This is a genomic window from Arthrobacter sp. B10-11, assembly GCF_033142195.1.
Lineage (GTDB): Bacteria > Actinomycetota > Actinomycetes > Actinomycetales > Micrococcaceae > Arthrobacter > Arthrobacter oryzae_C.
The window spans coordinates 464,047-489,248 of record NZ_JAWMTH010000001.1; the positions used below are offsets into that span (position 1 = coordinate 464,047).

Annotated in this window: 18 protein-coding genes; 6 read left to right on the top strand and 12 right to left on the bottom strand. The window is 63.8% G+C overall.

From position 1 onward, the window contains the following. Positions 1-6: 6 nt before the first annotated feature. Genes RW112_RS02230 through glf form a run of 3 tightly spaced genes read right to left on the bottom strand, consistent with a single transcriptional unit; the run spans position 7 to position 2,788 of the window. Positions 7-738: an ABC transporter ATP-binding protein gene (locus RW112_RS02230; protein WP_305941566.1), complete on the bottom strand. Its 732-nt coding sequence runs from the start codon at positions 736-738 to the stop codon at positions 7-9. Further along, complete coding sequence (locus tag RW112_RS02235) at positions 738-1,604, bottom strand: ABC transporter permease (protein ID WP_305941567.1); 867 nt, start codon at positions 1,602-1,604, stop codon at positions 738-740. The genes RW112_RS02230 and RW112_RS02235 overlap by 1 nt, the downstream gene beginning before the upstream one ends. Beyond that, the gene (gene glf, locus RW112_RS02240; protein ID WP_317780222.1) at positions 1,601-2,788 is read right to left on the bottom strand and encodes a UDP-galactopyranose mutase; all 1,188 of its coding nucleotides are present in this window, start codon (positions 2,786-2,788) and stop codon (positions 1,601-1,603) included. The genes RW112_RS02235 and glf overlap by 4 nt, the downstream gene beginning before the upstream one ends. A 198-nt stretch (positions 2,789-2,986) precedes the next feature. On the opposite strand from glf, the gene RW112_RS02245 reads away from it, so the two are divergent. The 3 genes from RW112_RS02245 to RW112_RS02260 all read left to right on the top strand — a co-directional run bounded on the left by RW112_RS02245 (position 2,987) and on the right by RW112_RS02260 (position 7,991). Next, positions 2,987-6,577 (top strand): FtsK/SpoIIIE domain-containing protein, encoded by a 3,591-nt coding sequence (locus RW112_RS02245; protein WP_317780224.1) that lies wholly within the window; start codon positions 2,987-2,989, stop codon positions 6,575-6,577. A 61-nt stretch (positions 6,578-6,638) separates the two neighbouring features. Then, positions 6,639-7,040: a hypothetical protein gene (locus RW112_RS02250; protein ID WP_317780225.1), complete on the top strand. Its 402-nt coding sequence runs from the start codon at positions 6,639-6,641 to the stop codon at positions 7,038-7,040. Between the two features lie 702 nt (positions 7,041-7,742). Further along, entirely contained in the window at positions 7,743-7,991 is a 249-nt protein-coding gene (locus RW112_RS02260) for a WhiB family transcriptional regulator (RefSeq protein WP_003804966.1), read from the top strand. A gap of 114 nt (positions 7,992-8,105) precedes the next feature. Here the strand turns inward: RW112_RS02260 and RW112_RS02265 are convergent, their stop codons facing one another. From RW112_RS02265 to RW112_RS02280, 4 genes are read right to left on the bottom strand one after another with little or no spacing between them, the layout of a single operon-like run. Then, positions 8,106-9,575: a sensor histidine kinase gene (locus RW112_RS02265; RefSeq protein ID WP_305941570.1), complete on the bottom strand. Its 1,470-nt coding sequence runs from the start codon at positions 9,573-9,575 to the stop codon at positions 8,106-8,108. Positions 9,576-9,608: 33 nt separating this feature from the next. Continuing rightward, the gene (locus tag RW112_RS02270; RefSeq protein WP_317780233.1) at positions 9,609-14,462 is read right to left on the bottom strand and encodes an NAD-glutamate dehydrogenase; all 4,854 of its coding nucleotides are present in this window, start codon (positions 14,460-14,462) and stop codon (positions 9,609-9,611) included. A 57-nt stretch (positions 14,463-14,519) separates the two neighbouring features. After that, on the bottom strand, positions 14,520-15,836 hold the full coding sequence (locus RW112_RS02275; protein WP_317780235.1) for a chromosome partitioning protein: 1,317 nt from the start codon (positions 15,834-15,836) through the stop codon (positions 14,520-14,522). Continuing rightward, positions 15,833-16,477, bottom strand: coding sequence for an SAF domain-containing protein (locus tag RW112_RS02280; protein ID WP_317780237.1), 645 nt, complete (start codon positions 16,475-16,477; stop codon positions 15,833-15,835). The genes RW112_RS02275 and RW112_RS02280 overlap by 4 nt, the downstream gene beginning before the upstream one ends. A 153-nt stretch (positions 16,478-16,630) precedes the next feature. On the opposite strand from RW112_RS02280, the gene RW112_RS02285 reads away from it, so the two are divergent. Further along, complete coding sequence (locus RW112_RS02285) at positions 16,631-16,846, top strand: helix-turn-helix domain-containing protein (RefSeq protein WP_317780238.1); 216 nt, start codon at positions 16,631-16,633, stop codon at positions 16,844-16,846. 73 nt (positions 16,847-16,919) lie between these two features. On the opposite strand, the gene RW112_RS02290 is transcribed toward RW112_RS02285, so the two are convergent. After that, complete coding sequence (locus tag RW112_RS02290) at positions 16,920-17,492, bottom strand: hypothetical protein (protein WP_317780239.1); 573 nt, start codon at positions 17,490-17,492, stop codon at positions 16,920-16,922. Between the two features lie 174 nt (positions 17,493-17,666). On the opposite strand from RW112_RS02290, the gene RW112_RS02295 reads away from it, so the two are divergent. Beyond that, positions 17,667-18,431 (top strand): LysM peptidoglycan-binding domain-containing protein, encoded by a 765-nt coding sequence (locus RW112_RS02295; protein ID WP_317780241.1) that lies wholly within the window; start codon positions 17,667-17,669, stop codon positions 18,429-18,431. Positions 18,432-18,489: 58 nt separating this feature from the next. Further along, positions 18,490-19,038 (top strand): Rv3235 family protein, encoded by a 549-nt coding sequence (locus tag RW112_RS02300; protein WP_317780243.1) that lies wholly within the window; start codon positions 18,490-18,492, stop codon positions 19,036-19,038. Between the two features lie 149 nt (positions 19,039-19,187). Here the strand turns inward: RW112_RS02300 and secA are convergent, their stop codons facing one another. The 4 genes from secA to RW112_RS02320 all read right to left on the bottom strand — a co-directional run bounded on the left by secA (position 19,188) and on the right by RW112_RS02320 (position 25,117). Next, positions 19,188-21,929, bottom strand: a complete 2,742-nt coding sequence (secA, locus tag RW112_RS02305; RefSeq protein WP_317780244.1) for a preprotein translocase subunit SecA — start codon at positions 21,927-21,929, stop codon at positions 19,188-19,190. 70 nt (positions 21,930-21,999) lie between these two features. Continuing rightward, complete coding sequence (locus tag RW112_RS02310) at positions 22,000-23,247, bottom strand: winged helix-turn-helix domain-containing protein (protein WP_317780245.1); 1,248 nt, start codon at positions 23,245-23,247, stop codon at positions 22,000-22,002. 49 nt (positions 23,248-23,296) lie between these two features. Continuing rightward, entirely contained in the window at positions 23,297-24,022 is a 726-nt protein-coding gene (gene hpf / locus RW112_RS02315) for a ribosome hibernation-promoting factor, HPF/YfiA family (RefSeq protein ID WP_305941580.1), read from the bottom strand. 177 nt (positions 24,023-24,199) lie between these two features. Next, the gene (locus RW112_RS02320) at positions 24,200-25,117 is read right to left on the bottom strand and encodes a ComF family protein (protein WP_317780816.1); all 918 of its coding nucleotides are present in this window, start codon (positions 25,115-25,117) and stop codon (positions 24,200-24,202) included. Positions 25,118-25,202: the final 85 nt, after the last annotated feature.

Here is a 25,202-nt window from a genome sequence, read left to right on the forward strand (position 1 = left end):
TCCGTCTCAGCCTTCCCGGAGAAGGCGTACTGCTTCCCCGATAGGCCCGTCCGCGACTTTCTTGCCCTGCCGCAGCACGACTCCCCTGTCGCAAACCTTGCTCACCATGTCGAGGTCGTGGCTGACAACTACCAGCGTGCAACCCGACTCCCGGAGTTCCTGGATGCGCGCCAGACACTTCTTCTGGAATGGTTCGTCGCCGACCGAGAGGATCTCATCGATCAGGAAAACATCGGGATTCGTGTGAACGGCGACTGAAAACGCAAGGCGCAGGAACATCCCGGAGGAGTAGAACTTCACCTCTGTGTCGATGAATTTTCCGATTTCGGAAAATTCAACGATCTCGTCAAAGCGCGCTTCTGTTTCCTTCTCCGTCATTCCCAGAAGGACCCCGTTGAGGAACACATTTTCGCGGCCCGTGAGGTCCGGGTGGAATCCTGCGCCGACTTCAATAAGACCAGCAACCTTGCCGCGTGTCCTGACACTGCCTGTATCGGTGCTCATGACGCCGGAAATGAGCTTGAGCAGGGTCGATTTTCCCGAACCGTTGAACCCCAGCAGCGCCACCGATTCCCCGACGCCGACCGTTACGTCCACACCATCCAGTGCCATGAACGTCGAGGAGAGGTCCCCCCTGCGTCCTTTGAAAAGCCAGACCACGGTCTCCTTAAGGGACCGCGTGTGCCGGAGGTTAAAACGTTTGGATACCTTTTCTACAATGATTGCTTCTGCAGCCATCACAACTCCTGCGCGAATCTGCCCTCAAGGCGACGGAATACGGTCTGGCCAATGGCGAGCAGCACCAACGAAATCAACAGACCGACCGGCAACCACAGCGAGATGAGGTTGTCCGGCATCCTGGCGCCTTCAGCGGCCGTCCGCACCGCAGTTGTCGGCGCCCAGAACGCGAAGTGGAACAATTCGACGGCGATCGTCATCGGGTTCAGCTGGTAGAAGAAGTAGAACGTCTCCCCCAGCGTGTCCCGGACCAGGTACCAGGCATAGAGGACGGGCGAGAGCCACGTGGCCATCATGAGCATTAGGTCAACGATGTTTTCGGAGTCCCGGAACATCACATTGGCGGCTGCAAACAGCAGCCCCAGGCCGAGCGACAGCATGGCGACAATGCCGAAAGCACCTACGGCACCCAGAAGCTGCACGATGCTCGGGGTCCACCCAAAGAAGAAGCACGCCACCAGCAGGATCAGGAATTGGGGCAGGAAGTGGACCATCGCCACCCAGACCGACGCCACCGGAAAAAGCTCGCGCGGCAGGAAGATCTTCTTGACCAGGGCCCCGTTCGCCACAATGGAGCGCGTTGCGTTGCTGAATGCCTCCGAAAAAAAGTTCACCAGGATGATGCCCGAGAACATGTAGATGACGAAGTTGGGCTGCTTGTTCAGGCCCAGGAAGACTCCGAGGGCGAAATAGAACACGATGAACTGCACGCCCGGCTTGACGTAGCTCCAGAGCAGGCCCAGCACCGAGCTGCGGTAGCGGACCTTGAGTTCCTTCCGCACGATAAGCCGGAGCAGTTCACGGCGCCGGAACACGTCAAGGAGGCCGCCGCCCTTGTCGGGAGCAGCCAGCAACTCAGCGCTCATGCGTCTACTCCTCCGCTTTCAAGCGTTGTTCCACTCTCGAAGTGCGGACGGATTTGGTTGTCAAACATGGTCAGGGCCGAGCCGATTGCCATGTGCATATCGAGGTACTTGTACGTTCCCAGCCTGCCGCCGAACAGCACATCCTTCTCGGCCGCCGCGAGGTCGCGGTACTTGAGCAGTCGTTCGCGGTCGGCTGCGGTGTTGATCGGGTAGTACGGTTCGTCACCCTTCTCAGCGGCCCGGGAGAACTCACGCATGATCACGGTCTTTTCGGTCTGGTAGTCGCGTTCCGGGTGGAAGTGGCGCGGCTCGATAATGCGCGTGAAGGGGACATCGTCGTCGTTGTAGTTCACTACAGACGTACCCTGGAAGTCGCCGACGTCGAGGACTTCCTCTTCGAAGTCGATGGTCCGCCAGGACAAATCGCCTTCCGAGAAATCAAAGTACCGGTCAACAGGTCCGGTGTAGATCACCGGGATGTTGCCGACAACCTTGTTCTTGCTGTATTCGTGTGACTCATCGAAGAAGTCTGTGTTGAGCCGGACCTCAATGTTCGGGTGCTCCGCCATCTTTTCAATCCACGCAGTGTAGCCGTCGGTCGGAAGGCCCTCGTACGTGTCGTTGAAGTAGCGGTTGTCGTAGTTGTAGCGCACCGGGAGGCGGGAGATGATCCCCGCGGGCAGGTCCTTAGGATCCGTCTGCCACTGCTTGCCGGTGTAGTGCTTGATGAACGCCTCGTACAGCGGCCGGCCGATCAGCTGGATGCCCTTGTCGTTCAGGTTCTGCGGATCGGTGCCCGCGAGCTCGCCGGCCTGCTCCTTGATGAGGGCCTGCGCCTCCCCCGGAGTCAGGTTGGAGCGGAAGAACTGGTTGATCGTGGCCAGGTTGATCGGCAGCGAGTACACCTCGCCCTTGTGGACCCCATAGACCTTGTGCACGTAGTTGGTGAAGGTGGTGAAACGGTTGACGTACTCCCACACGCGTTCGTTAGACGTGTGGAACAAGTGGGCCCCGTAGCGGTGCACCTCGATGCCGGTCTGCTCTTCCTTTTCGCTGTAGGCATTCCCGCCGATATGGTGGCGGCGGTCGAGAACAACGACCTTCAAGCCCAGCTCAGTGGCGGCCTGTTCTGCGATTGTCAGGCCGAAAAAGCCCGACCCTACGATGACGAGGTCAGCGGTCACAAAATCTCCTGATTCGAATGCGGGCAGCCCAATGTTGTGCATTGGCTGCTGCTCTAGCCTACCCGAGCCAGCACCGCCACCTGTGAATCCCCGCTACGGGCCGGGCTTTTCCACATAGACCTTTTCGGGCGGTGCCCCCGCAGGGTGGCCGCCGGTAGCTTGGGCAGAAACCGCCTCCGCCCCGAGGGAAAGCACCCGATGAAGCTTCACTGCACGCTGGTCCGTGGACCCCATGCCGGCAGCCCCGGTCCGCCGCTCGAACTGACGGTTGAGGCGCCGCAGGGATGCGCGGGGCCCGAACTGCAGCACGCTTTGGAGCGCCAGTTCGGCGCGGGAGAACTGTCCGTTTCCGGCCATCCGCTGTCCTGCCTGGTACTCGGCGTATCGCCGCTCGTTACCGGGGCTGTCATCGTCGACGGCGCCGGCAGACGGACTTCGCGAATCAGTGCGGACAACTCCGCGTCGCTGCTGGTTGCCGTGCACAGCGGGCCCGCTGCAGGGACAGTGTTGCCGCTGCGACGCGGTACGTACCGGATCGGCCGAAGCGGCACGGATATCGCGCTGCCGGATCCCGCCCTGTCTCGTGAACACGCCCGGCTGGATGTAACTGACACAGCTGTCACCATCGCCGACCTGGACAGCGTCAACGGATCGTTCGTGGACGGGAAGCGGATGGCGCAGGGTGAGGTCTCAACGGACTCGGTCATCAGTTGCGGGAGTTCGACGCTGTCCGTCGTGTTCGGCCCGCTGCCCGCAGGAGGGCCCACGGAGTGGGATGCTGCCGGGGCCAGTGTGACGGAGCCTCTGACGATTCCGCACAGGCCGGAAGGCGGAAACAGAGGCCTACTCCTGCTCACCGCGGTACTGCCGCTGCTCATTGGCGTGGGCCTGGCTGTCGTTACTGGTATGTGGATGTTCCTTGCCTTCACGGGGGTCTCTGCCGTCTCCATGCTGGTTCCCCTGATTGCCGGCCGCCGCCAGCGGCGCCGGCTCAAGTCACTTGTGGCTGCCGCCGTCCACGAAGACAAGGAACGACGACGACGGTCCGCACCGTCGGCGGCCGAACTCGCGCTGAGAGGCCAAACACCACCTGCCGGCAGGTCAGCCGGACCAGCTGCGCCCGACGAAATCGCGCTGCGGCTTGGGCTGGCGGAACAAGTGGCCAACATTCGCCTGGATCCGGTCGACCCTGATTTCGAGGCGCCGGCTGCCGGACTCATGCCGTTCATCCTGCAGCTGTCAGGCATTGCGTTTGTCCGTGGCCCGCAGCAGGACGTCGCTGGCCTGGTCCGGTTCGTGATCATGCAGCTCACCAGTTACCGGTCTGCCGCACGGACCCGGATCCTCGTGCACGGGCCACCTTCCACCCTGCCGCTGTCCGCCCGGTACCTTACGCCGGTTGTCCTTGCGTCCAATGCACAAACGACATTGGCACTTCTGGAGCGTGGAATCGACCGGACCCAGGAACGGGGCGTGCTCATCCTGACAGGCAGCGTTGACGGCCCGAGGGAAGCTCCAGACCTGTCTGACATCGCGGTCGGTCGCGGCTGGCAGGTCCTGGACTGCACCCTCGATGGTCCCGCGGAGTCCGGCGAGGTCATCGAGCTGGGTGGAGCCATCGCGCGGTGGTGCAATGCGGACTCCGCGAAGGACTTCTTCCCCGACCTCGTTCCGGTGGGGGTCTTCGACCGGTATTGCCGGAGCATGGCGCTGCAGCGTGAGTGCAGCCCCCAGGCTGAACGTGTCGTGCCGCAGAACTGCTCGCTGGCCGAGGTCCTTCCCTGGTCCGCCGCAGATGTATCGGCCCGCTGGCTTGCCGGAGACGTGCAGCCCGGGCTCTCCGTCCCTATCGGGATGGCAGCCCAGGGCCCCCGCACGCTTGACCTTGAGTCGGACGGCCCGCATCTGTTGGTGGCCGGAACCACCGGTTCCGGAAAATCCGAACTCCTCCGGAGCCTGGCGGCCGGCCTGGCCCTCAGCTACCCCCCGAACAGGATCAACTTCCTCTTCTTTGACTTTAAGGGCGGTTCGGGCCTTGGACCGCTGACCGGGCTTCCCCACTGTGTGGGTATGTTCACGGACCTGACCAGGAATGAACTGGACCGCGCCCTGAGCTCCCTGCGCGCCGAAATCCGGTTCAGGGAGGAAGTTCTTTCGGCTGCGCACGCGTCGGATCTGGAAGGCTACAGGGCCGCGGGCTCCCCGGCCGGTCCGCTGGCCCACCTGGTCCTTGTCATCGACGAGTTCAGGATGCTCGTCGAAGACGCCCCCGAGGCCCTGAAGGAGCTGATGCGGATTGCGGCCATCGGCCGGTCACTGGGCATACACCTGGTCATGGCCACGCAGCGCCCCCAGGGGGCCCTCACGGCTGACATCCGTGCAAACGTCACGAGCAGTATTGCGCTGCGCGTCCAGTCAGAGATGGAATCGGTCGACATCATCAATTCCCGGGTCGCCGCCGGCATCGGGGTGGGCAGTCCCGGCCGCGCCTACCTTGCCCGCGGGACGGAGGACCCGGTCGAGTTCCAGACTGCGTCCCTGGCTGGCGCCAGTGCCGCGGGGAACACTTCCGCGGTCCGGGTCCGCCTCGCTGCGGAGGCTTCCGGCACGTCCGCGCCGGACGACGACCGGCAAGACGCGGGAAGGCCCACTTCGCCGGCCGAGGCGGCTGCTCCCCTTGTTGAATCGCTGGTGAAGCTCTGGGACGGCATGGGAGGCGTTGCGCCCCGCCGCCCCGTAGCCCCGCCGTTGCCCGCGCGGGTCGCCCTTCCCAGTACCGCAGCCACCGCCGGATCCACGCCCGACGCCTGGTCCGTAGAGCTAGGGCTGATCGACGAGCCGGACCGGCAGCGGGTGTCCCTGCTGACGTGGCTGCCCTCCAGCCATGGCCACCTGGCATTCGTCGGCACGACAGGGAGCGGAGTGGACGACGCCTTGGACCTGGCAGTGCAGCAACTGCTCGGACATGACGTGGAATCCCACGTATACCTCCTCGACGCGGGAAACTCATTAAGCGCCGCCGGGTCCCAGCCGCGGGTGGGCGCGGCCGCCGGGCTACATGAACTCCGGCGGGCTGTTCGGATCCTGGAACGCATTGCCCTCGAAATGTCCCGGCGGCTCAACCGGCCGGCGAAGGGAATCTCGCCGCCAATTGTTCTGGTGCTTGGCGGCTGGGGCTCATGGGTCTCGTCGCTCCGGGCGGGGCCGCTGGCCTGGGCCGAAGACCTGGTCCAGGACATCGTCCGCGACGGCGCCAGGGCGGGCGTGACGGTGCTCATTGCCGGGGACCGCGAGGTTGTCACAGCCCGCTACTTCGCGTCCGTCCCCAACCGGGCATACTTTCCAACGGGCTCCACCGACGAAGGCCGCCTTGCGTGGCCGCGGTTGCCGGACGTCACACGGCTCCGCGGACGGGCGGTAGTCTTCGGCCCGCTGACCGGCAGCCCGGGCTCGGTGGCCCAGTTTTATGATCCACCCCCGCCAGGATGGGCAGACGCAGCACTGGTCAAGGAACCCGCTGTGAGGCCATTCAGAATCGAAGCCCTGCCCACGCGCATAGGTGCATCCGAGGTCCTGGCACGTATCGAGCGCCACCCCGCGTCATCCGCAGGCAAGGCGGCTGCCCTCCGGGGCGCAAACAAGAATCGCAAGATCGTCGTCGGTATCGGCGGTGACGAACTCATCCCGGCAGCTGTACGTCTTCAGCCTGCAACCATTTTGCCGGTTCTGGGGGGGTCCCGCGTCCGGCAAGAGTTCCCTGCTGGCAACCATTCCACTCCTGAACCCTGAAGTTTCCGGTTGGCTCTTTCCCGGCCCGGAAGATGACGTAGCCAGTTTTTGGGCGGAGGTGATGGCGAGCGCTGACGCAGGCCGGCTCGATAAGGACTCGATACTGCTCGTTGATGATGCGGACATGCTGTCACCGGAAGCCGGCCGGCATCTCGCAGCCCTGCATGGAATGGGGTTGACGGGAATACTGACGGCGGGGTTCAGCCCGTCACTCGGCCAGCGCGTACCGCTGGCCGCTCAGGCCCGCGGCCAGGGAAACGGAATCCTCATCGCGCCGCGGACCATGCTGGACGGGGATTTCTTCGGCGTTCGCTTTGAGGTGGAACCCAACCCTCCGGCCGGGAGAGCCGTGATCATTGCCGAGGGCCGGGGAACAGCCGTTCAGCTGGCCGCGCCCGGGCTACCGCTAACAGCACCGGTCACAGCGCCGGGGGCGCCCCGCCGGCACGCGAAGCAAATCTGATCACGCCCTTGTTAAACAGCAGGACCAAGGCCACTACGGCCGGAACCAGCATGGCGAATCCGGCAGCAATGTAACCCCCGGTGAGTGTCGGAAACCCGATCGTCAGGACAAACAACTGGGCCACAAGGGCCCCCGCCCGTGGCCAGCGGAATCCCCGGAACAGAAAATAGGCAACGGCATACAGCCAGGCTGCAAAGGAAAGCAGGAGCGCCAAGGTGAAAACAGCACCCCAAAATGACAGGACGGGTGCCCCCGTGACCAGTTGGATGGCATACCAGGCCGCAACCACAAGCAGGGCGGTTGCTTCAGCGCCCACAATAAGCGACAGGACTGTGACAGCTGGCGGTCGGGTGGCCCGGACTTCCGGGGAAAGAGGACCCGGAGATGTTCCTGAACCGTCAGTGGAGCCGGGTACGCGGGGCTCGTGGCTGGAGTCGGAGTGGTCCTCTGGGGGTCTTGACACACTGGCACCATACCGGACATAGTCGACACCGGGGAGGGCGACGGCGACCTATGTGACGTATCGCTCACGCTTAAGAGGCACTTCTTGGACGATTACCCCTTGTTTACACAGCGTTAACATGACACGCTTAATTCAGATGACCAAGGGGACCCGGCAGGGTCCCTTTCTTATGTAGCCTCTAGTGAATATTTTCACAAGAGGTCTTTAGCGAGTTCCCAGGAATGGAGTGACTGATCAGCATGGATTGGCGTAACCGCGCAGCGTGCCTCGACAAGGACCCGGAGCTGTTCTTCCCGGTAGGAAACACCGGGCCTGCTCTCCTGCAGATCGAGGAGGCCAAGAGCGTATGCCGCCGCTGCCCGGTGGTGGACACGTGCCTTCAGTGGGCCCTCGAATCGGGACAGGACGCCGGCGTCTGGGGCGGAATGAGCGAAGACGAACGCCGGGCGCTTAAGCGCCGCGCCGCGCGCGCCCGCCGGGCTTCCTAACGAAGAACCCCGGCCACAGGGCCAACAGAAGGCGGCCGCGGACTTCACAGGCGGCGGCCGCCTTCTCTGTTAAGCTGCCTTCTCTTCAAGCTGCCTGGCCTTCAGTGGCTGGCGTCACCGTTTTTGCAGGTTCAAGACGATCTGCACCGCAGTGCCGCCGCCCTCGCGGGGCTTCCACTGAATGCTCCCGCCGAGTTCGCTGGTGACCAGGGTCCTGACGATCTGCAGTCCCAAGCCTTCCACATGGGGCGTGTCCGGAAGCCCGACGCCGTCATCGGCAACTGTCACGGTCAGGAACTCGTCGCCGTCGTCGCCCTCCGACCGGTCGGCCAGAAGCCAGACAGTACCGGTTCGCCCTTCCAGTCCGTGTTCGACGGCGTTAGTCACCAGTTCGTTGATGACCAAGGCGAGCGGGGTGGCAAAGTCGCTGGGCAGCTCACCGAACAGGCCGGACCTGGCAGTCTTGACCTGCTGCGACGGCGAGGCGACCTCGGCGGAGAGCCGGAACTGACGGCCGATCAGCTCATCGAAGTCGACGCTTTGCGTCAAACCCTGGGACAGTGTCTCGTGGACGAGGGCTATCGTTGCAACTCGTCGCATGGCCTGCTCGAGGCCTTGTTTGGCCTCATCACTGACCATGCGGCGTGACTGCATGCGCAACAACGCTGCAACAGTCTGCAAATTGTTCTTCACCCGGTGGTGGATCTCCCGGATAGTGGCGTCCTTCGTCACAAGTTCCATTTCCCGGCGCCGGAGCTCGGAGACATCACGGCAAAGCACCAGCGCCCCGAACCTCTGCTGCTCATCGCGCAACGGGATGGCCCGAAGTGACAGGCTGACTCCGCGGGATTCAATTTCGCTGCGCCACGGCATACGTCCCGTCACCACCAGGGGCAGCGTTTCATCCACCATGCGGCGGTCCCGCAACAATCCCGCCGTGACTTCGGCCAGCGACCTGCCCTCGAGGGATTCACCGTCACCCAGGCGCCGGAATGCCGAGACGCCGTTCGGACTGGCGTACTGCACAATCCCGTCTGCATCAAGCCGGATCAGACCATCGCCCACGCGGGGAGCCCCACGGCGGGACCCGGTGGGCGAGGCGAAATCGGGCCACAGTCCAAGGGTTCCCATCCGCAGCAAGTCGTAGGCGCACTGCCTGTACGTCAGTTCCAGCCTGGACGGCATCCGTGAACTCGACAGGTCCATGTGCGTGGTCACGACGGCCAGCGTCCGGCCGTTCCGCACCATGGGGACAGCTTCAACCCGAAGGGCCATGTCGCTGCTCCAGTTGGTTTCGCTGGAGCGCTCAATGGTGCGGCTGCTCCAGGCCTTGTCCACGAGCGGTTGCAGGTCCGACCTGATCCCCTCCCCCACGAAATCGGCATGGAACACCGTATGCGTGGTGGAGGGGCGGACGTGGGCCAGGGCCACGTAGCCGAACTCAGGATGCGGGAACCACAGGGCCAGGTCCGCGAAGGCGAGGTCGGCGACCATCTGCCAGTCGCCCACCAGGAGGTGCAGCCACTCGGCATCCCCCGGCCCGAAATCAGCGTGTTCCCTGATGGGGTCCGTAAAGATTGCCACTACACCTCCAGATTCGGCGCTTGGAACGGATCCCTAGCGCCGGACGATTGACCTCAAGAGCCTCAATGCTACCGACAGTGATGCCATATCGTCCGCTTCAAGCGAGTTGACCTCTTCAAACATGCTTCGGGCACGGTCCAACTGTTCGGCGTTCAGGCCTTCCCAGTTCACAACGCGTTCCTCCGCAGGGGCTCCCGGCGACGTCGACTCCAGGACCGACGTCGTAATGTCCGAAATCGTGGAGTAGAGGTCATCCCGCAACGCAGCGCGGGCCAGCGCCTGCCAGCGGTCCCGCCTTGGCAGCTTGGTGATCCGCTCCAGCAGGGAGTCCACGTGGAAGCGGTCGAACACCGTGTAGTAGACATGCGCGATGCTTTCCACGGGCTCCGGGTTGGTGTGGGCGATCTTGGCAATATCCAACAGCACGAAGCTCTCGAAAAGTTCCGCCCAGCGATGGGCGAGATCCTCCGGAAGATCCCAGCTGCGGGCCTTTTCCAGCCACTCGGACACGCGGACACGATCGTCTCCGCGCAAGTAATCGAGAAGGCGTGCGCGCATCGGATCCATCAGCGGTTTGAACTCGTCCACGATCTCCGAGATCGGCCGGGAGGCGCCACCCTGGCTGAGAACCCACCGGACGGCCCGGTCCAGCAGCCGCCGAATGTCCAGGTGCACCGTGCTCCAGTGCTCCGTGGGGAAGGACGCCGGCAGTTCATTGAGCTCGCCGACCATAATGTCCAGCTCGTAAACTTCGCGGAGGGCCACGAACGCCTTGGCAACGGCGGCTTCATTAGCCGATGTCTCTTCAATGGTGCGGAACGCAAACGTGATGCCGCCCAGGTTGATCATGTCGTTGGCCACGACAGTGGCGATGATCTCGCGCCGCAGCGGATGGGTGTCGAGCTCGGCGTCGAACCTTTCCCGGAGTTGCTCGGGGAAGTAGGAACGAAGGGTCTGCCTGAACCACGGGTCGTCGGCGAGATCGCTCTCCCGCAGTGAAGTTGCGAGTTCGATCTTTGCGTAAGCCGCCAGCACTGACAGCTCCGGCGAGGTCAGGCCCTGGCCCTGGGCCAGGCGCTCCCTGAGCGTCTCAGTGGTGGGCAGGGCTTCAAGGTCGCGCTTGAGGTCGGCTGATTTCTCCAGCCAGTCCATCAGCCGTTCGTAGCTGGGGCTCCACTCCGCCACACGGATGCGGTCATTGAGCAGCAGGATGTTCTGGTCAATGTTGTCCTCCAGTACCAGCCGCCCCACTTCGTCCGTCATGGATGCGAGGAAGTCAGCCCGCTCTGTGGCGTCGATCTTGCCCGCCGCGACCATGCGGTCCACAAAGATCTTGATGTTGACCTCATGGTCCGAGCAGTCAACGCCGGCGGAGTTGTCGATGGCGTCGGTATTCAGGATGACTCCCTGCAGTGCGGCTTCAATACGTCCGCGCTGGGTCATGCCCAGGTTTCCGCCTTCTCCGACCACCTTGACGCGAAGGTCCCGGCCGTCGACGCGGATGGCGTCGTTGGCTTTGTCCCCCACCTCAGCATGCGTTTCCGTGCTTGCCTTGACGTATGTGCCGATGCCGCCGTTGTACAGCAGGTCCGCGGGCGCAAGGAGAATGGCACGAAGGAGCTCCGGCGGGCTGAGTTCGGTGGTGCCGTCCGGCAGGCCAAGAGCCGCCCGCACTTGCCCGGAGACGGGAATGGATTTTGCCTGCCGGCCAAAGACACCGCCGCCTTCGCTGATGAGGCCCTTGTCGTAGTCGTCCCAGGAGGACCGGGGCAGCTCGAAGAGCCTCTGTCGCTCCGCAAAGGATGCGGCCTCATCAGGATTCGGATCCAGGAAGATGTGGCGGTGGTCAAACGCCGCCAGCAGCCGGATGTGTTTGGAAAGCAGCATTCCGTTGCCAAAGACGTCCCCGGACATGTCGCCCACGCCCACCACGGTGAACGGTTCCGACTGGGTGTCCAGGTCAAGTTCGCTGAAGTGGCGCTTGACCGATTCCCACGCACCGCGGGCGGTGATCCCCATGGCCTTGTGGTCGTAGCCCACCGAGCCGCCGGACGCGAAGGCATCCCCCAGCCAGAAGCCGTATTCCGCCGAGAGTCCGTTCGCGATGTCCGAAAACGTTGCGGTTCCCTTGTCTGCGGCGACAACAAGGTAATTGTCGTTGTCGTCATAGCGGACGACGTCGGACGGCGGAACGACTGCTTCTCCGTCGGGGGTAGTGATCAGGTTGTCCGTCAGGTCCAGCAGGCCGCGGATGAATGTCTTGTAGCTTTCCACGCCTTCCGCCATCCAGGCTGTCCGGTCCGCCGCCGGGTCGGGGAGCTGCTTGGCGAAGAATCCGCCTTTGGCGCCGGTGGGCACAATAACGGCATTCTTGACGGTCTGCGCCTTAACAAGGCCAAGGATCTCGGTGCGGAAGTCCTCCCGCCGGTCCGACCAGCGAAGCCCGCCACGGGCCACCTTGCCGAAACGCAGGTGCACGCCCTCGACCCGGGGCGAGTACACCCAGATCTCAAACATAGGCCGGGGGTAGGCCAGCCCGTCGATCGCGGCCGGGTTCAGTTTGAAGCTCAGGTACGGCTTCTGCTGGTAGAAGTTCGTCCGGAGTGTGGCCTCGATGAGGTTGGCAAAAGTACGGAGCACGCGGTCGGCGTCGAGGGTGGCTACCTGTTCAATGGCAGCTGCCAGCTCTGCGCGGACGGTTGCCTGGCGCTCGGTACGGACGTCGTCCTCAAGTGCGGGGTCAAAGCGCGCCGCGAACAGCGCGCCCAGCGAACGGGTCACCTCGGGATTGGCCAGCAACGTGTCGGCAATGAATCCAAATGAATTCGTGTTGCCCATCTGGCGCATGTACTTCGCGTAGGCGCGGAGGACCACAATCTGGCGCCAGTGCATGCCCTCGCGCAGGACCAGACGGTCAAAGCTGTCCGACTCGACGTCACCGGAAACGGCGGCGCCGAAGGCGTCCGCCAACAGCTGGCCTGTGGCGAGGGGGGCCACGCCGGGCGGGTACTTCAGTCCCAGGTCGTACAGAAAGAAGTCCCGTTTGTCCGCCGTCTCGATTTCAAAAGGCCGCTCATCGAGCACTTCAAGGCCAAGGTTATGGAAGTACGGCAGGATCTGGCTGAGGCTCTTCGGCTCGAGCATGTAAAGCTTGACCCGGGCATCCTCTTCAAGCGTGGCTCCAGCCCCCTCGGGAAGGTACACGTGGACCCCGGGCCTCTCGTGCGTGCCCTTTTCAGCCAGTTCAGCAGACGATCCGTACTTCTCGAACCGTTCGATGTCCGCAAGTGCGTCCTCGACCTCGTAGTCCACGCGGTAGCTGACCGGGAAGGCTTCGGCCCAGGCCGAGGCAAGTCCCTTGTTGTCACCGCCGGCACCGCTGTCCCGCAGCACTTCCGTGATGCCTTCGCTCCACGAACGCGCAGCCCGGACAAGCCTCTTCTCCAGCTCTTCGACGTTGACGTCGCTGACGTCTGCATCCTTGGGCAGCCGGATCCGGAAGAACAGCCTTGCCAGCGCCGATTCGGTCATCCTGGCTTCGTAGTCAATGGAGACGGCGTGGAAGGTCTCGCGGAGTTCCTGCTCGATGCGAAGGCGCACGTTCGTTGTGTACCGGTCGCGGGGAAGGTACACCAGGGCGGACATGAACCGGCCGTAGATATCAGGCCTCAGGAACAGCCGGGTGCGCCGCCGTTCCTGCAGCCGCTGGATTCCTGTGGCTGTCGCAGCGAGGTCGGAAACCTCGATCTGGAACAGCTCATCCCGGGGGTAGGTCTCAAGGATGCCCAGCAGGTCCTTGCCCGAATGGGAGTGCGGCGGGAACCCGGCGCTGCGCAGTACGGCCTCCACCTTCTCGCGGACAACAGGGATGTTCCTGACGGAGCCTGCGTAGGCACTGGTGGCGAAGAGCCCGATGAACCGCTGCTCACCGTTGACGTTTCCGGCAGCGTCGAAGCTCTTCACCCCGATGTAATCGAGGTATGCCGGGCGGTGCACGGTGGAGCGGGAATTAGCTTTGGTGATGACCAATGCGCGCTTCTCGCGCGCCTTCTTGCGACCCGCAACGGTGAGGTGCTGGACGTGGTGTCCTTCGGCGCCGCTGCGGAGCAGGCCGAGGCCGCTTTCCTCCCGCAGTTCCAGGACGTCCTCGCCTGATTCGTTTACGAGGTCATATTCCCGGTAGCCGAGGAAGGTGAAGTTGCCGTCGTCGAGCCATCGAAGAAGCTCCTGGGCCTGTCGCAGTTCCTCGATCTGTGAGGGGTTGGCCACGTTATCGAGGTCCTGTGCGATCTGCAGCGCCTTGTTGCGCATCTTCGGCCAGTCTTCTACGGCCGCCCGGACGTCCCCCAGGACACGTTCAATACCTTCAATCAGCCGTCCATGCGATTCCTCGCTGGCAGGGCCGATTTCGACCGCGATCCACGATTCCATATGGGAGGCGTTGTCGCCTTGGGCAATCAGGTGTGACAGGCTCGGCATCGCCGCAGTGTCGCCGCTGGAAATGCCGATACTGGAGGGCACCCTGTCCACTTTTGTCAGCTGCGCGCTCTCCCGGTTACGGGTGACAACAAACAGCGGGTGGAGGACAAGGTGGATGGCAGAATTCTGCCGCACGAGCTCGGCATTGACGGAGTCCACCAGGAACGGCATGTCGTCCGTGACGATATACACAACGCTGCAGTCCGCTTCGTCAACGATCCTGATGTTGGCCGTGCCGGGGACGCGGACAGCGGCAACTTCGCGGTGGGTTTCGGCGCGGGCGGCCAGGAGGTCCGGTGAATAGGCCCGGAAATCTTCCTCCGGAAGGTGCTCGTAGTAGTCTCCGAAGTACCCTTCACGGGCTCCGAGCAAAACGGACTGATCCTCCACGCTGGACCCAGACGACATCGACAAACGCCTCCATCACAAGTTCATAGCTGCCTCTTTGCAGCCCTTATGGTGAGCCTAGCCCTTTAGGTGACGCTTCGCTGTGGAAGAAAACATAGAGGATCGGCGCTTTTGCTGGACAGGTGCACAAACCAATTTGGCAATGGCCAGGCGCAACCCTGACTCGGGGGCGGTTTCCAGCAAGAGGCTCCCGGACAACAGCGCCGCGTCGCTTGCTGCAGCATCAGAGGGGAGGAAGGCGGCAATACCCTCCGCTGGCCCGTACCTTTCCCACGCATCCCGGAGCTGGCGTTCCGGAAAGCGTCCTGCGGCCGAAGCACGGACCTTGTTCAGGATCACCCGCGGTGACGCCTGGGGAACCGCTGCCTCAAGCTCGGAAAGACCCCGGACGAGCCGGGGCACGCCGATGGAGTCGGCCGAACCCACGGCATAAACAGTGTCCGCGACTTCCAGGCTCCGGAGGGTGGCGGCGTTCCTTCGTGGCGCCATGGTGTCAAAGCTGAGCTCTTCGTCTGCCTCCAGGCAGAATCCGGTGTCCACAACGACGTAGTCCGCCACCTCACGGGCCTTCTCAAAGACCACCCCAAGGGCGGACGCACGCAACTCGGTCCACCTGTCCGCGCGCGTGATCCCGGTAAGCACCCGGAGCGTTCCCGATTTTAGAGCGACGGGCGTGGCAACCTTCAGCAACGCCCCGGCGTCGAGTTGTCCGAGATCGGCCAGCCGGCAGGCCTGGGCCAGGCCTGCGGATTCGTCCAACAGCCCCAGTAATCCCGCTACGCTTGCTCCGTAGCTGTCAGCGTCGACCAGGAGCACTGAGTTGCCCGCGGCGGCCAGTTCACCGGCCATGTTGGCTGCCACCATCGTCCGGCCGGGAGAGCCCGCGGGACCCCATACGCTGATGATCTGTCCGGTACCGGCCGGCTCCGCCCGGACGTCATCCTCTTCATGTTCGCCCGGCAGGGTCCGGATGGCTGCACCCGTGTCAGCAAAGCCGCTGCCCCCTGCCTGAGGCGATCCGGGACGGGCCCACTGGGCAACCGCGCCCGAGATCCTGCCCGCGAGTGCTGCCGAGTCCACGCCGGCCGGGGCAACCGTCACGCCGATCGCCGTCAGCCTCGCCGTTTCGGTTGGGCTATCCGTCAACGCAACGATCACGACGCCCACGGCGGTGAGTCGATCGACCAGCGAAGCAGTCAGCTCGTCGCTCCCTTCCGCGACGACGGCTGCCCGGGCAAGACCGCTCTGGCAGGCGGCCAGCAGCTCAGTCAGTTCGGAACACCTCCTCACCACCGTGACCGGTCCATGAAGACGTTCCAGGCCGCCCACCAGGTCCTCCCGGGATTGCCCCACTGTGACCACCGGAATGCTCATGGTGTTCCGCCTCCCGGGTTCCAGACCACGGAGATCTTGGCCTTGTTCGCCTGGGCACCCAGCAGTCTGGGCATCTGCTCGTCCGTGACAAGCACCATGACCACTGTGGACCGCGAAGATCCGAGTGTGGTCGAACCTGGGGTAACTTCCGCGATCTCGGCTCCCGGAAGCAGCAGCGTCGGTTCACTGAACCCGTTGCGGGAATCCGGCAGCGCCACCCAGGCATCCACCCGCGAACCGGCGGCTGCCTGCTCCGGCAGGGCCTCGTCGATAGTGATGGCCACCGGTTTGCGGTCCAGGGAGTCGGGCTTGCCAAGGCTGTCCCTTGGCACCAGCTGGTCCGGGCCAATTCTCTGGACTGCAACCATGCCTTCGGGAAGTCCGGCCTCAGCGGTGACGTAGTGCGGTTCGACGTCGCCGAGCCTGACTTTCACCCGGTTAACGTTCTCCGCGGTGAGTTTCTCCCCTACGGCAATCGGCCCTTTGGCCGCGAACACCTCGGTAGTCCGGTCGGCGGCACCGACCAGCGTCACAACGCCGGCAACGGACGCCAGGACCAGCAGGAATCCGAGCAAAAGCCGCGGATCCTTCCAGGACGGCTTCTTCAGCCTGCTTGCCGTCGTCGTCACTGCTGCACTCACGTACCGCTCCCCCTTCGGTGCCGACGGAACTGGTTTATGCGCCGGGCTCCCTCATTCTTACGGCAAAACGGCCGGACCGAAAGTCACAGCATCAAACAACACCAAACTGTGGATAACCCCGCCATTCGACGACAATGGTGGCAAAATGGAGGCATGCCCCGATTCCTCACCCTCGCAGACGTAGCCGAACAACTGCAGATCAACTCCCCGGCGGCGTATGCGCTCGTGCGAAGCGGCGAACTGAAGGCCATCCAGGTGGGCGGACGCGGACAATGGCGTGTTGAAGAAAAGATGCTGGAACAGTACATCGAAGAGCGCTACGCCGAGGCAGACCGCATGATCCAGGAAGCAAAGTCCAAGTCGGTCTGAGGCAGTCTCCCCATGTAAGTCTGCTTGGTTGGCGACAACCGGGCCGGGGACGGCGCGTGCGCCCCGAATGCTGTCAGAACTCCGAGCCGCGGACGGACCGTAGAGCACCGAGCGAGGAAAAGGGCACGGACGCGACCTGGCTGACATTGGCGGCGCGACGGGCTTCTCCCGGCCGGGTCAGGGCCAGATCGAAGTAGTCCCGGCCCACCCGGTCGATGACGCCGTTCAGTCCTACCACTCCTTGTGTGGCGCCTCCGAGGGTTACCGCCACATCAGCCCTGTCACGCGCCAAGCCGCGAAGTGCGCTGGCCAGCCCCAGTTTCCGCCTCACTGATGACGGTTCCGCCATAGCGAACCGCCCCAGGCCGTTGTATCGGGACACGGCTGCAAACGGAATCAGCACCTGGTGACGATGGTCGTTGAGCACCAGGCTCTCTGCTCCCACATGGCCCAGCGTCCCCTCAAACACGGTTCCCGATCCCAGGTGGACAGCCACTATGAGGCCCACGGATGCGCGCAGCCTGTCCGCCAGATCCACACCCGCGACGTCCGCCCGCGACCGCTCGGCGATTTCCGACTCAAGCTCCAGCCGGTCCACCGAGGCCATCTGCGCCTCCATGTCTTCAAACAATGCATCCCAACGCATGCCGCAAATCTAGGCCCGCGCCCCGCCGGGGTCAATTCGCGCACCGTCGCCGGGGGATAAAAAACAAATTACTGGACAAAATTCAGAATGTGGGGTCAAACTTGCTTTAGGTGTATCAAACGGCATCAAACTGCATCAAAAGGTCGAAAGACCAAAGATCAGAAGGACGCGATCATGGACGTTTCACGCGGCAGGTTGCTCGGCTCGGACGCAACACTGGCAGTGGCAATTCTTCTTCTCGGCACTTTCCTGGCGGCAACGGGGGCGTCGCAAGTGGAGCGCTGGCAACGGTCATCTGCGCGGGCGCAGTCGTTGGACGTCGAAGACCTCCTCGGCTTTGTCGCCAACACGACAGGACTCGTCATTGTGGCCTGGTGGATTTTGTCGATGCTGATCGCGCTGGCGTCCGCCGCCCTTGAGCGGGCGGGCAACAGACGGGCGGCGGAGATCACCGGAAAGTTCAGCCCGGTTTTCATGCGCCGGCTCGCCCTGGCCGCAGTCGGACTGCAGCTCCTTGGCGCACCGCTTGCCCATGCCGCTCCGGAGACTACGGACCCGCGATGGGGTCCGACATCTGCCCCGGCCGTTGCAGCGGAGTGGGCACCTACGGATCAGGCGGTTCCGAGGGTCACGCCGGGCCCCGGCGGCATCGATCCGGGGTGGAAACCGAATGCCCCCGTCGTGAGCCCGGGTCCGTTGGCCGCACAACCCGCGAGGTCGGCCCGCCAGCAGCCCATTGACGAAACCGGGACCGTCACCGTGATGGCCGGGGACTCGCTCTGGAGCATTGCGGCAAGGCAACTGGGCGGCTCCTCCGCCTCTGACCTGGACATCGCAATGGCGTGGCCGCGCTGGTATGAGGCCAACCGGGCTGTCATAGGAGACAACCCTGATCTCCTCCTGCCGGGACAAGTCCTCAAACCGCCTTCCACGACCTGAACCCGCAGCCTGCAACCCGCAATTTTCAGAAAATCCGATCTCAATCAGAGGAAACGTCATGAGCGCATTGCATCTGGTCCCCACATCAGCGGCAGCGGGACGCCCCGCCCCCGGTCCTTCACCGGTCCGCAGGCTGGCGGCGGTCCCGGACGGGGCTACTTCTTCCCCGGAACCGCGTCAGACTGACGCGACGCCGGCGTCACGGCCCGCCGCCCTTCGTGAAGCCCCTGAAGCCCGGGGCATCCTTCAGATGGCGGGCGAAAACAGGGAAGTCTGCGCGATAACGCGAGGGACCGTGCAGGCCGCCGTCGAAGTCCTGGCCGGAACGCGTCCTATCCAGCAACTCTCACGCCGCCTTGACCAACACTGCCTGGCCTCGCTGCAGCACCGCGCCGCATTGACCCGCCGGCTTGCGGCAGGGTCCTCGCCAACAGCAGGACGCCTGCACAGAAATCCTGCCGTCCGGTCTGTCCGCGCCTGCGAAGTCGCCGAGGGAATCTATGAGGCAAGCGCCGTCGTGGTGGATGAGCTGAGGGTCCGGGCAGTCGCCGTCAGGCTGGAACGCAGCAACCAGGTGTGGCGGATCACAGCGCTGGAGATCGGCTGACTGGTGCCACAAAGGGCGCCCTATCGCCACACGGCCGTGCACCAGGAGTGGTTCAGGGATGTGCAGAGCAGATACGGGTGAGGACCGGAACCTTGGTTCCGGTCCTCACCCGCCTTCACGGTGCTGCCGCCCCGGCAGCCATCAATTTCCTAGCGCTTTTTCTTCTTCGGAGCCGGCTTCCGGGCTCCGTCCTGGGCCGCCGCCTTCGCCGGATTGCCGGAACGTCCCGACGACCTGGCCTCAACGCGCGTCTGGCTGGCGCCGTCTTCGCCCGGTGCCGTGTACTGCAGCTGGGCAGGCTTCTCCGGAGCTTCCAGCCCGGCCGCCCGGATCTGCGGCTCGTGGTGCTCCGTGTGTTCCCCGGCGCCGTCGGCAACCACAACGTCCTCCGCGGGGGTCACTTCGACCTCAAGGTTGAACAGGAAGCCCACACTTTCTTCGCGGATCGCCTCCATCATGGCCTGGAACATGATGAATCCCTCCCGCTGATACTCCACGAGCGGATCACGCTGTGCCATGGCCCGCAGGCCGATACCTTCCTTCAGATAGTCCATCTCGTAGAGATGTTCCTGCCATTTCCGGCCGATCACGGACAGCACAACGCGCCGTTCCAGTTCGCGCATGCTTTCGGAGCCGATGGCCTCTTCCCTGGCCTGGTAGACCAGGCGGGCGTCGGAAAGAATCTCTTCCTTCAGGAAGTCCACTGTGATCCGGGATTTCCCGCCGGCCTCGTCGATGACGTCGTGGGATGTGACGCTGACCGGGTAAAGCGTCTTCAGGTTCGTCCAGAGCTGGTTGAAGTCCCAGTCGTCCCCGGTGCCTTCGGCCGTCGCTTCGTCAATGAGGGCCGTGATGGTGTCCTCCAGGAAGAACTGAACCTTCTCGTGGAGGTCGTCGCCCTCGAGGATGCGGCGGCGGTCCCCATAGATGGCTTCGCGCTGGCGGTTGAGGACGTCATCGTACTTGAGGACGTTCTTGCGCTGTTCCGCGTTGCGGCCTTCGACCTGGCCCTGGGCCGAGGCAATGGCCCTGGATACCAGCTTGGATTCCAGCGCGACGTCGTCCGGGACGGAACTGTTCATGAGCCGTTCGGCTGCGCCCGAGTTGAACAGACGCATCAGGTCATCGGTCAAGGACAGGTAGAACCGGGACTCGCCGGGATCACCCTGGCGTCCGGAACGTCCCCGGAGCTGGTTGTCGATGCGGCGGGACTCGTGGCGTTCGGTGCCCAGAACGTACAGGCCGCCCAGGTTCAGGACTTCTTCGTGCTCATCCTTGACAGCCTGCTTGGCCGCTTCGAAGGCCGCAGGCCACGCGGCCTCGTACTCTTCCGAGTTCTCTTCCGGATCCAGTCCCTTGGCCGCCAGCTCGGCTACAGCGGTGAATTCAGCGTTTCCGCCCAGCATGATGTCCGTGCCGCGACCGGCCATGTTTGTGGCTACGGTCACGGCGCCCTTACGGCCCGCCTGCGCGACGATCGCGGCTTCCCGGGCGTGGTTCTTCGCGTTCAGGACCTCGTGCCGGATGCCTTCCTTGGCCAGTAGCCGGGAGAGGTATTCGCTCTTTTCCACGCTGGTGGTTCCCACCAGGACCGGCTGGCCCTTTTCATGCCGCTCAGCAATGTCCTTGACGACGGCGTCGAACTTGACGGACTCGTTCTTGTAGACGAGGTCCGACTGGTCGATTCGCTGCATGTCCCGGTTGGTGGGAATGGCCACCACTCCGAGCTTGTAGGTGCCCATGAACTCTGCGGCTTCGGTCTCCGCAGTACCCGTCATGCCGGAAAGCTTGTCGTACATACGGAAGTAGTTCTGCAGCGTTACCGTGGCGAGGGTCTGGTTCTCCGCCTTGATCTCGACGCCTTCCTTGGCCTCGATCGCCTGGTGCATGCCCTCGTTGTAGCGCCGACCCGCCAGGATGCGGCCCGTGTGCTCATCAACGATCAGCACTTCGCCGTCGAGGATGACGTAGTCCTTGTCCCGCTTGAAGAGTTCCTTGGCCTTGATGGCGTTGTTAAGGAAGCCGATCAGCGGAGTGTTGGCCGACTCGTAGAGGTTGTGGATGCCGAGGTAGTCCTCAACCTTCTCGATGCCTGCCTCGAGCACACCCACGGTGCGCTTCTTCTCGTCAACCTCGTAGTCTGTCTCGGGCTTGAGCCGCAGGACCACTTTGGCGAACTCGCTGTACCAGCGGTTCGTGTCGCCCTGGGCCGGACCGGAAATGATGAGCGGGGTGCGGGCCTCGTCAATGAGGATGGAGTCAACTTCGTCGACGATTGCGAAATGGTGGCCGCGCTGGACGAGTTCCGACTTGTCCCACGCCATGTTGTCGCGCAGGTAGTCGAAGCCGAATTCGTTGTTGGTGCCGTAGGTGATGTCTGCCGCGTACTGTTCGCGGCGGACAGCGGGGTCCTGGTTGGAGAGGATGCAACCGCTGGTCAGGCCGAGGAAGCGGTAGACGCGGCCCATAAGGTCCGACTGGTATTCGGCGAGGTAGTCGTTCACGGTGATGACGTGGACGCCGTTGCCGGCGAGGGCGTTGAGGTAGGCCGGAGCAGTGGCCACGAGCGTCTTGCCTTCACCGGTCTTCATTTCGGCGATGTTGCCGAGGTGCAGGGCGGCACCGCCCATCAGCTGGACGTCAAAGTGACGCATTCCCAGAGTTCGTGAGGACGCTTCACGGACGGCGGCGAAGGCCTCCGGCAGGAGGTCATCCAACTTTTCGCCGTCATTGTGGCGTGCGCGGAGCCGGTCGGTCTCTTCCCGGAGTTCGGCGTCGGTGAAGGTCTGGAAGGAGCTTTCCAGGGCGTTGATGGAATCGGCATAGTTCCTCAGTTGCCTCAGGGTTTTTTTGTCACCCGTACGGAGAAGTTTTTCGATAAGTGATGCCACGTGAAGTTGCTCCCAGTCTCAAGCTGCCGAATTCTGGCGTGTTCAGTCTACGGGAGACATGCACGGCAAGTTACGCCTGTTCCCTGAGAGCTGATAGTCGCGTTCCATAGGCTGCAACCGCCTCCTCAAGGGACGGCGCCAGGTCCCCTGCGGGCGAAACGACCACCGCGTCGAGCCCCAGCCATTCGGCCATGAGGTGCAGTTCCGCCGCGAGTTCGACGGCGGTGTCCGCGGGGGCGTCCGGCTCGGCGTGCGCAGCCCTCGCCAGCAGCAGCCCTGCCGCCCTGTCAGCTTTGAGGTCCACGCGCGCCACGATGCCATCCCGCAGGAGGAAGGGTAGGACGTAATAACCGAAACGCCGTTTGGCCTCCGGGGTATAGATCTCAATCCTGTAGTGGAAGCCGAAGAGCTCTTCCAGCCGCCGGCGCTCGAAGACAAGCGAGTCAAAGGGGCTCAGCAGCGCCCGTCCGGTTGCCTTCCGGGGAAGCCGTGACTCGACGTGACGGTAGACCGGCCTGTTCCAGCCCCGGACCAAGACGTGTTCAAGGGTTCCGAGTTCAACCAGGTTCTCCACCGCGATGGCGGCCGCCCGCAGGGGCGTGCGGAAGTAGTCCGCAAAGCAGCGCACGGTGCCAATGCCGTGGGCCCTGGCCGCGGCGTCGATGAGCCGGTCCATCGCCGCTGCGGGATCAGCATCTGCCCCTCCCCCGCCGTCGAACGCTGAATAGACCTTAGCGGTGAGCGTATAGCGGCGCTCGAACTGTTCCGTCCGGGAGGAAGCCGAGACGAGCCCGTCTTCGAAGAGATGCTCCAGGACGCGTTTTACCGCGTTCCAGTTCCAGCCCCAGTTGTCCGTGCGGCGGTCCTCGACGTGCCCGATCCGTGCGGTGAGCTCGGCCGCGGTGAGGGGTCTTCCCTTCGCGAGCTCGTCGAGGATCTTGGCGGCCACGCCGGTCCGCAGCTCAGGGTCCATGCCTGCTGCGCCGACCCACTTCCGGTTCTGCCACACCAGCAGGTCCGGAAAGTGGTCCGGCCGGATAAAGCTGGCTTCGTGTGCCCAGTACTCAGTCATCCTGCGCGGATGCGTGGAGGCCATCCGATGCAAGATGGCGCGGTCGTAGTTTCCCAGCCGGGAAAAGAACGGCAGGTAGTGGCTGCGGGCGAGCACGTTGACTGAATCGATCTGCACCAGGTGGAGCCGGTCAAAGGTCCGGCCCACCGCCCGTGCAGTCACGGGTCCGGCGGGCCGTCCTTTGTCCAATCCCTGGGCTGCCAAAGCGATCCGCCGTGCCTGCTCGAGGCTCAGCGATGCGCTCATGTCAGTCCTTCCTTTGGCTGGTCAACACCAGCTTAAGTGAACGCGCAGCTCAGGCGCGCGCAGGCTCATCCTCCGAGCGGTAGGCGAGGATCTTCTCTTCCACGGCCGCTTCACCCGGTTCACACGTCTGGTCCAGGCTGATGACACCGTAGGTCCATCCGTCGCGACGGTAAACAACCGACGGCGCCTTGGTTTCCTTGTCCACAAACAAGTAGAAGTCGTGACCCACGAGCTCCATATTGTCGACGGCGTCGTCGAGCGTGAGCGATGCCGCCGGGAACACCTTGCGGCGGATCAGGACCGGCGAATCCCCTGCGGGGATGTCGTTGTCGACGTCGTACGGCGACCTTTCAACCGGGGCGGGCTGGGGCTCCTGGTGATTGCTTGCCTCCACGTACAGAGGCTCGGTCGCGCTTGCCGGCTCAAGGCTGGCTGTCGCCTCGCGGACGGCCTTGGGTGTATGCCGCCCGTGGTGGACCTTCTTCCGGTCCTTGGCCCGGCGCAGGCGCTCAAGAAGCTTGTTGTAAGCGAGATCGAACGCGGCGAACTTGTCGGCGGCGCTGGCCTCAGCACGGATGACGGGGCCGCGGCCCAAGACAGTCAGCTCAACCGTGAGCAAGTCTGCGGTCTGGCGGGCCTTGGTCTCCTTGGAGACCTTCGCGTCCACCCTTTGGACCTTGTCTCCCAGCGATGCGATCTTTGAGATCTTCTCGTCGGCGTATTCGCGGAAGCGGTCCGAAACCGTCAAATTCCGTCCGCTGATCATGAACTCCATGGTGCCCTCCAAATGACTTCGGTGACACGACGGCGGCACTTCCCGGGGCCGATCTGACTGACAGTCGAGCCCCTTTCCGAGCCGCTATCGACAGGTACAACTGATCTTGGTACCCACAACCGACGTTAGTTCATCGCTACCCGTTATTCACCTTTTCTTCGTTTATTTTTTTCCAAGTCAGCCGCCCTTCGCCGGGCTGGCGCCGGGAACAGCCGGCGGATCAGCGACGTCGGGCGGGCGTGTCGCCGCAAGAACGACGGCACCCACCACCACGCCTCCCGCCTGGTGCACTGCCCGCGCCGCTTCCGCCAGCGTGGCACCGGTGGTAAGGACGTCATCCACCAGGATGCACCTGCGCCCCCTGATGTCCGGTGCAAGGAGCATTGGCCTTGCCCGCATGGAGCCACGGACACGCCTGACGCGGGCGCCGCGTCCCAGGCCTTTCTGCCCTCCGGCCACGGCACGCGCCGGAACCAGCGTCTGGAGGCGTTCAGGCAACCCGGCGGCGGCCCAGGCTCCCTGCGTAAGGATGCCTTCCTTGCGGAGTACGCTGGCGGTGCACCCCGCCCCAAGGGTCCCGCTTCTGGCCAGGTTCCGGAGCATGAGATGCACGGGGCTGAAACCACGCCTCCTGAACGCGCTGTTGGTTGTGGGAACGGGTACCAGGCAGAATCCCGACATCGTCCCGGCGGCCCCTTTAATTGCCCGTCCCAGCGCTTTGGCCAACACAGATTCGAGCTGGCCCTGGCCGTGTTTCTTGAAGGAGAGCACGGCTTGAGCGAGCTCCTCGCGGTAAACCCCCGCCGCCACGACAGGCAGGATCACCGAACCGTTCACGTCCATCAGGGCAGGTGCCTGCCCTTCAGCCCGGAACGGAGTTCTTGTGAGCACACGCACCGCCCGCTCACAGTGGCCGCACAGGGAGAAGTCTTCGGTCCCGCAACAGACGCATTCCACCGGGGCGGCGAGCGCCAGTAGCTCGCGGCCGGCGTCCGCTGCACCATCCGCGGCCCGCATCCACCACTGTGCAAAGTCGCTGCGGTGCTTCGCCGGCGTGGGGGCGGCCGGTTCAAGATCCGGATCGGAGCTTCTCATCACATCATCAAGGCTGCCTCTCCGGATACCCCCGGCAGCAGCCCCCCATCCGCCTATGTGGACAGTTCCGCCTATGTGGACGGGC

Excerpts from the sequence above, each read along its gene's own strand:
- RW112_RS02230 (WP_305941566.1), bottom strand. The coding sequence starts at position 738 with ATGGCTGCAGAAGCAATCATTGTAGAAAAGGTATCCAAACGTTTTAAC.
- RW112_RS02235 (WP_305941567.1), bottom strand. The coding sequence starts at position 1,604 with ATGAGCGCTGAGTTGCTGGCTGCTCCCGACAAGGGCGGCGGCCTCCTT.
- RW112_RS02245 (WP_317780224.1), top strand. The coding sequence starts at position 2,987 with ATGAAGCTTCACTGCACGCTGGTCCGTGGACCCCATGCCGGCAGCCCC.
- RW112_RS02250 (WP_317780225.1), top strand. The coding sequence starts at position 6,639 with ATGGCGAGCGCTGACGCAGGCCGGCTCGATAAGGACTCGATACTGCTC.
- RW112_RS02260 (WP_003804966.1), top strand. The coding sequence starts at position 7,743 with ATGGATTGGCGTAACCGCGCAGCGTGCCTCGACAAGGACCCGGAGCTG.
- RW112_RS02270 (WP_317780233.1), bottom strand. The coding sequence starts at position 14,462 with ATGTCGTCTGGGTCCAGCGTGGAGGATCAGTCCGTTTTGCTCGGAGCC.
- RW112_RS02275 (WP_317780235.1), bottom strand. The coding sequence starts at position 15,836 with ATGAGCATTCCGGTGGTCACAGTGGGGCAATCCCGGGAGGACCTGGTG.
- RW112_RS02285 (WP_317780238.1), top strand. The coding sequence starts at position 16,631 with ATGCCCCGATTCCTCACCCTCGCAGACGTAGCCGAACAACTGCAGATC.
- RW112_RS02290 (WP_317780239.1), bottom strand. The coding sequence starts at position 17,492 with ATGCGTTGGGATGCATTGTTTGAAGACATGGAGGCGCAGATGGCCTCG.
- RW112_RS02295 (WP_317780241.1), top strand. The coding sequence starts at position 17,667 with ATGGACGTTTCACGCGGCAGGTTGCTCGGCTCGGACGCAACACTGGCA.
- RW112_RS02300 (WP_317780243.1), top strand. The coding sequence starts at position 18,490 with ATGAGCGCATTGCATCTGGTCCCCACATCAGCGGCAGCGGGACGCCCC.
- RW112_RS02310 (WP_317780245.1), bottom strand. The coding sequence starts at position 23,247 with ATGAGCGCATCGCTGAGCCTCGAGCAGGCACGGCGGATCGCTTTGGCA.
- hpf (WP_305941580.1), bottom strand. The coding sequence starts at position 24,022 with ATGGAGTTCATGATCAGCGGACGGAATTTGACGGTTTCGGACCGCTTC.
- RW112_RS02320 (WP_317780816.1), bottom strand. The coding sequence starts at position 25,117 with ATGAGAAGCTCCGATCCGGATCTTGAACCGGCCGCCCCCACGCCGGCG.